The organism is uncultured Caballeronia sp. (assembly GCF_964243625.1).
Taxonomy (GTDB): domain Bacteria; phylum Pseudomonadota; class Gammaproteobacteria; order Burkholderiales; family Burkholderiaceae; genus Caballeronia.
Window position 1 is genome coordinate 1 of record NZ_CAXTGZ010000363.1, and the last position, 6,320, is coordinate 6,320.

Below are 6,320 nucleotides of genomic sequence, written 5' to 3' on the forward strand. Positions count from 1 at the left end.
CGACCTACAAGCTCTTCTCGGAGAGTTATCGCAATTACCGGCACATGTTCGAATCGGGCGGGCGGCGCATCAAGCGCACGCTCAGGATCGACGCGACGTGCGTGCGTTTTCTCACCGACGAGGAAACCGCACGCCTGCTGCGCTTCCGCGTCCTGCACGATTATCTGCTGGAGAAGCAGACTGAAGTCGAGCAGGCGAACCGCAATCTCGGCGAACTCGCGAGCGAACCGGCCAACCGGCGGCGGCTGACCAACATCGGCACGTTTCGCGCGTATGGGCTGGCGTATCTGCAGCGGCATCCGGAGATCCGGCAAGACATGTCGATGATGGTGCGCATGATGGAACCGCAATCGGAGGGCATTCCCGTCGAGGTGTATTGTTTCACTGCCGTCACCGCGTGGACGCAATACGAACGCATCCAGGGCGATGTGTTCGATCACCTGCTCGCCATTCTTCCGGAGATGGGCTTGCGCCTGTATCAGGCGCCTTCGGGCGCCGACATGAGCGGACTGGTGGGCGCGCGCATCGGCGCTCAGGCGAGCAACGTGATCGCCGGTCATGGCGCAGGTCCGAGCCTGATGGGCAACACAGACAACGGGCGTCTGCGCGGCGAACTGCCGACGGTGTAGAACAAAAGCGGCTGGAGAAGCAGGCAAGAATCCGCGATTATTATGTATTCACGCGAATCGTCCTGATCCTTAAAGTGTGAACCTTGCCGGCATTCCTTTTTGACGTTTGAAGCATTGAAGGAATCATGCCGGTCAACGCATTCATCGCTTCTACAGGAAAACTCCCGTGACCGATCGCGTTCATGCCATGCGTGTTTTCATCCGTGTCGTCGATACCAACAGTTTCTCCCGTGCCGCCGAATCCCTCGGCATGCCGCGCGCAACTGTCTCCACGACCATTCAACAACTCGAGGCGCTGCTCGGCGTGCAATTGCTTGCACGCACCACGCGGCGTCTCAATCTCACCGCCGAAGGCGCCGCGTGCTACGAGCGCTGCGTGCGCATTCTCGCAGATATCGATGACCTGGAATCGGGCTTTCACGGCCGTGAGGACAGGCTACGCGGCCGCTTGCGCATCGAGATGCCGGACACTGTTGCAACGTCCATGGTCGTGCCCGCGCTGCCGGATTTTCATGCGCGGTATCCGCATATCGAGTTATCGATTGGCGTCAGCAACCGGGCTGTCGATCTGGTCGGCGAAGGCGTGGATTGCAGCGTGCAGTTGGGGGAATTGCCGGACTCCGGCTTGATCGCACGGCGGCTCGGCAGCTTCGAGCATGTGACGTGCGCAACGCCCGCGTACCTTGAAGCGCACGGCACGCCGAAGACGCTCGATGACCTCGCGCACCATGTGGCGGTGAACTGTGTATCGATCCGAACAGGACGCCCGTGCGATTTCGATTTCGAGGTCGATGGCGAAGCGGTCGCCGTGAAAATGGCCGGATTCGTGCAAGTCACCGACGAAGCCGCTTATCTCGCATGCGGCTTGCAGGGACTCGGGCTGATCCAGCCGCCGCGCATTGCCGCATTGCCTTATTTGCGTTCGGGCGAATTGCGCGAAGTGCTGCCGCAGTGGAAGTCGATGCCCATGAATGTATCGGTGGCCTTCGTCAAGACGCGGCAAGCGGCGCCGCGTGTGAGCGCGTTCGTGGACTGGCTCGCGGAACTGTTCGAGCGCACGCAGGAAATGGACGACACGCTCACGCGGCTGTTTCACACGACACGGCGTCCGGTGGCTGCTCCCGCAAAGCCAGTTCCACCGGCACGTGTGGCCGTTGCCACGCCCGATTCACGCGATGAAGACACGCACGAGGACGAGGAGACCACCAGCGAGTCATGACGCTGCAAAGGCGCTCACGCCGGACGTATCGGCTGAGCCGCCTGCTCACCCACCACGGTATTCCACTTGCGCACTTCCCAGCGCATGACCAGTCCCTCGGTCACATAGGGATCGCAACACCCCGCGCGAGGCAGCATTAGTTTGCCGCTGTTTGCTCTCATACATCGGGAAGCGTTACGAGGCGCATGGCGATGGACCCGACGTGATCGTGCTTGATACCGTTCGTCACAAAGAGAGCACTGCCGCTTACAGCAAACCAAGTCTAACAACAAAGACGCAGCTATGACGAAAAAGACCGCTCTCGCAAGACTGTTACGCTCGAAGGTTATGTCGCACTGAACGGCACAAAATGCCACTGACGGAACTCCGGATCGAACAGCATGAGCTGTCTGTCGCCGGTGGTCTCATGCTTGCCGGCTGGCATCGTCCGGAGAGCGTGTCGCACCGTTTCGTCCATGCGCGCCTGATCCCACCGGCGGATATCGGCAAGCGTTTCACGCCAAGCAAAAAGACCCGCCCGCTGATACATTTGGTCAAATACTTCCAGCGTCTCGGCCATCGGTTCGAACTCGATGATCCCATGCGAGACTCGCTGGCGTATGAGTTGAGCGTGTGCAATCGGCCTGCCATTCGAGCGCAGTGCGGTGTGTCCGTCCTTTCCCTCCCATGCCAGATGAACGCAGGTCGTGACTTGTTTGCTATCAATCCCATTGAATGCATCCCGCCGCATCGCGGCCACGGCCTTGACCTCCCGGTGTTGGCCTGACCGTTCAAAGTAAGCATCAATTAGTGCATCAACCGGCGACAGAAAGCACCGGAGCGCCTTGCCCCCGTCGGGTAAATCATCGGCAATGTTTACGACTGTCTCGCTTGATGGTCCAGCAGCGAAAACCATAAACGTCAGTAGCTTCGCCGCGTTGTGCGGCTCGTTACGCGTTCGTCCTGATTCCGATGACGGCCTCATGGCGCGACACTCGAAATCAGGCGGCAACCACACGTTGCCCGGTGCCCGTGACGGGCGATGGGAATGCTGTCGTCGGTCATCGTATCGTCGCCTTCGACAATCAGATTAGGTTTGATGCCTGGATGAAGTGGGCATGAAACTTCATCGCCCTTACGGGCAACGGGCCGGCCTTCGAAGTTCATGGTTTTCGATGCGCTTATCACTTTGCCACCGTGGTCTGTATCATCACCTAAACAAATCAAGTCAATCATTCTAAATCCCATAGATACATTTCTCGAATTTTTTTACATCACCGCGACGCAAACTAACGATGCGAAAAACTTAACACCCGCATTTAAACGCGCGACCCCACGCGCATCTACCAAATCTTATTTGGCAACGGGAGTCTCAACAAACTCACCGTGATTGAATCGAAAAAATCGGGTAACATTTTTCCCGGAAGCATCGCTCGCCCACGAGACACGTATTCCCACAGGCATTTTGTTCCATGCCACTGAACGATATGGTGAAGCCATTCCGTCCGAGGAAAGCTCAATATTTTTGAGGCAACTCGCCACAAGCTTGGAGAAGCTCACCGTGACCAATTTGCCCGAAATTCTGAGTGCATAAAGCTCGCCTTCATTTCCGGCGCCGCAATACGCTGCCGGTGCCTGCCCAGATGAATGATCTATAATCACCAAGAAATAGTCTTTCCCGTCGACACGCAATGACTGAGACTCTGGAAAATTAAACGCCGACGCGTTCTCGAGTTTATGTCGCAGGCTTTTTGGCAAATGCATAGCGTGAAAGGTAGATGCGTCCTTCTCCCGGATGTACAGATGGTTGTCACGCACAGTAACAGTCCGACCATCGGAGATTTCAACAGACGCGGGCAATGGCTGCATCGCTATCACGGGACTATTGACACCCGCAATGAAAATGGCGAAAAGGATACGCCTAATCATTCGCGAGATGGTCAGCATAGCAAACTCCACTGTATTTCCAAGGATGGTCCGAACCCTGCCCAGCTTTCATTTTGGAATATTGTTTGACGTCACGGTCATGGAGTTGATCGACTGATTTGTCAGAGTTCGCTGGGTCGCCAGTGTCCCAGCCGATATTTCCCGTCTTCGGGTCGCAAAGCATGGTGGGATTTCTTTCCCAAGACAAGGATTCTGGGTTCCAGGTATGGTATCCGCCACCATTCCAGCGGCTAATAGTTTCCATTGCTAACTGTTCATCCGTGTAATGTCTGCCACCTTGGCTCAGGTAGTTTCTTGCGGATACCTGTTTTTGCTGAAACAAATTTGCGCCTGCACGAACATTCTCTTTCCAACTCCAAATTTGTTGATAACTCGGCGACGGAGTAGTCAATTGTGTCATGCCATAACCAGCGTCCCCGGCGACGATAGGCTCCCCGTCTGCATTAATAAAGTTTTTGAACTTACTTTCTTGTCCGATCAACTTATCAAAACCGGTCGTGTTTGGGATAGTAGCAAGAAATACAGTGACGTCTTCTTCGACGGGATTTTTTCCAAGTATAACGACCGTCCGTCGAAATTCGACTTCTCCAGCTTTCGCGGTTACGGTCAGTTTCCCGCCGAGTATCTTTTGATTTAAATCCGCCTCCCAAAGCTTGCTATTGCTTAAGAACGTTCCCGATCGCTCCAAAAATGTTTTTAACTTTCGACCGGTTCTGATTCGCTCCTTCAATCCACTTACATGGGCATTCCATTCGATTCTCCACTGCCATTCGTAGGGTGGTGCGACTTCCGTCTGAATTTCAAACAATATTGATGGAAACGTAGCATTCGCGTCAATGTAAAATTTGTCTCCAGAATTCGGTTTTATCCAAGTGCCCGAATCGTTAGTCACTGTAACCTTGACTAGCGAATCAGATTGGCTATTTGTTTGCGCAGCATGTTTGACATAGTGATGGCGTGTTTTATTAGGCATTTTTCTTAGTCTCTCTGCGAAACGTGATCGATAAGTTTTCTGGTTTGTCCGTATAAACACGCTCGGTACGCCCCTGCGCGTCAGTGTGCCCGGACCATGTTTGGCCAGACTCGCCCTCAATAACGTAGTAGTGGTTCACCAGCGGCGTCGTTTGATCTTCATCTACCAGTCTGAACTGTTCGTGATATTGGCTGATACCGCTAATGGGCAAAAACGGCATCGGCATGTGCATTGATGCCGGACCGGGCTTGTTCCACGATGCACATTTCTCAAGGATGCTGCCCGCCGTGCCATTCTCGATCCCCCCGGCGTCAATTCTGATGTAGGACCCGCCCACGCCGATCCAGATTTCCTTCGATGCGTTGATGATAACTTTGCCATCGGTACTGGTGACGGTCACATCCTTGAGCGCGGTTAGCGTCATCTCGTCGCCCTGCGCCTGGATATCTACCTTACCTTTCGCCGCAATAAATCTCATACCGAGTGCGGCGAAGACCGAAACCACGTTGCGTACCGCTGCGAGCAGTGAGCGCCCCGACGAAATACTCGTGTCACGGCCGGTCGAGATCGCAACGTCCTCTTGACTCGCGAGGTGCGTGCTTTGCACTGCGGTAAGGGCAACTCCCGCGGCGCTGGCTAACACAATGTCGGGTCTCGAAAGCTGCGGAAACAGGTTGTCTGCCGTGCCGGAGCCACCCTTGATCGCATCGTTCTGGGCATTGATGGCCGCAGTGACATCGTTCTGGTCTGCGTCACTCTGTTGCGCTTTGTGCTGCTGTGCAAGCGTCGCCAAGTCTTCATGCTGCTTGCGAGCCTGCGTCAGACGCTGAACCGTTTCGCCCATGTCCTTTACAGGTGAGTCTGCGCCATCGCGCGCTTCGGTCGTAATCAGCATGCCGCGTCCAGCGCGCATGACGGCTTCCGCGTCGGTTGCGAGTTCCACACCTGCACCACGCGCCTCCTTGCGTCCCTCGTTTCCCGCAATGCGCGTGTTGTAGCCCAGCACCAGCCGCGAGTTCGCATAGTCACTCGTCACTTGCACCTGAAGCTTTCCGGTCGTGTCATCTGCCACCAGGCTATTGGACTTCCCACCGTCGATTTCCCGGGTGAGTGTCCCCGACAACGCCTGGTTACTCGGTAGCACCCACGGCGGCTGATTAAATTGGTTCACCATCCGATCGGACACATAGGGCCTGTCCGGATCGTCATCCTGATAGCTGATCGCAATTTCCTGGCCAATTCTGGGCAGGTAGATCGTGCCGTACCCGTTCCCTTGCCACGGGGAGGACACCCGCATCCAACAACTTGAGTTCTGGTCGTTTTTACCCAGCCTATCCCAGACGAATTGCACCTTCACCCGCGCATAACCGTCAACCCACATGGGGCGATCTGTTGGGCCCACCACCACCGCCGTCTCCCCCGCACAACGCGGTCGCTTCTTCATCCGGTTCTTAAAGAAGGTGTTGGCCGGCTGCAGTACAAAGTGTGTCTCGCATCGGTATTGCGCAGCGTCGCCGGGCGGGCGGGTGCTCTCATCGACGTTACGGATATCGAGCGTAGTAGAAACGACCAA

The 6,320-nt window shown here is 55.7% G+C and carries 7 protein-coding genes and 1 pseudogene; 2 read left to right on the forward strand and 6 right to left on the reverse strand.

Annotation, left to right across the window (positions count from 1 at the left end; translation table 11 throughout):
- Positions 1–629, forward strand: a pseudogene (locus tag ACFFAR_RS21710) (mechanosensitive ion channel family protein); the annotation flags it as partial.
- Between the two features lie 166 nt (positions 630–795).
- A complete protein-coding gene (locus tag ACFFAR_RS21715; protein WP_082771525.1) occupies positions 796–1,848 on the forward strand; it encodes a LysR family transcriptional regulator in 1,053 nt (350 codons plus the stop codon).
- A 14-nt stretch (positions 1,849–1,862) separates the two neighbouring features.
- Here the strand turns inward: ACFFAR_RS21715 and ACFFAR_RS21720 are convergent, their stop codons facing one another.
- The 6 genes from ACFFAR_RS21720 to ACFFAR_RS21745 all read right to left on the reverse strand — a co-directional run.
- Entirely contained in the window at positions 1,863–1,985 is a 123-nt protein-coding gene (locus ACFFAR_RS21720) for a hypothetical protein (protein WP_375508442.1), read from the reverse strand.
- Between the two features lie 188 nt (positions 1,986–2,173).
- Positions 2,174–2,812 (reverse strand): hypothetical protein, encoded by a 639-nt coding sequence (locus ACFFAR_RS21725; protein ID WP_174363058.1) that lies wholly within the window; start codon positions 2,810–2,812, stop codon positions 2,174–2,176.
- Entirely contained in the window at positions 2,809–3,063 is a 255-nt protein-coding gene (locus ACFFAR_RS21730) for a PAAR domain-containing protein (protein WP_174363057.1), read from the reverse strand. The genes ACFFAR_RS21725 and ACFFAR_RS21730 overlap by 4 nt, the downstream gene beginning before the upstream one ends.
- A 117-nt stretch (positions 3,064–3,180) precedes the next feature.
- Positions 3,181–3,774, reverse strand: a complete 594-nt coding sequence (locus tag ACFFAR_RS21735) for a hypothetical protein (RefSeq protein WP_174363056.1) — start codon at positions 3,772–3,774, stop codon at positions 3,181–3,183.
- Complete coding sequence (locus ACFFAR_RS21740) at positions 3,749–4,747, reverse strand: hypothetical protein (RefSeq protein WP_174363055.1); 999 nt, start codon at positions 4,745–4,747, stop codon at positions 3,749–3,751. Before ACFFAR_RS21740 ends, ACFFAR_RS21735 begins: the two co-directional genes overlap by 26 nt.
- Positions 4,740–6,320: DUF2345 domain-containing protein (locus ACFFAR_RS21745; protein WP_375508443.1), on the reverse strand; the 1,581-nt coding region annotated here is incomplete at its 5' end. The genes ACFFAR_RS21740 and ACFFAR_RS21745, both read right to left, overlap by 8 nt.

Bases quoted from the DNA above. Each gene is read 5' to 3' on its own strand.
- ACFFAR_RS21735 (WP_174363056.1), bottom strand. From the start codon at position 3,774: ATGCTGACCATCTCGCGAATGATTAGGCGTATCCTTTTCGCCATTTTC.
- ACFFAR_RS21730 (WP_174363057.1), bottom strand. From the start codon at position 3,063: ATGATTGACTTGATTTGTTTAGGTGATGATACAGACCACGGTGGCAAA.
- ACFFAR_RS21740 (WP_174363055.1), bottom strand. From the start codon at position 4,747: ATGCCTAATAAAACACGCCATCACTATGTCAAACATGCTGCGCAAACA.
- ACFFAR_RS21725 (WP_174363058.1), bottom strand. From the start codon at position 2,812: ATGAGGCCGTCATCGGAATCAGGACGAACGCGTAACGAGCCGCACAAC.
- ACFFAR_RS21720 (WP_375508442.1), bottom strand. From the start codon at position 1,985: ATGCTGCCTCGCGCGGGGTGTTGCGATCCCTATGTGACCGAGGGACTG.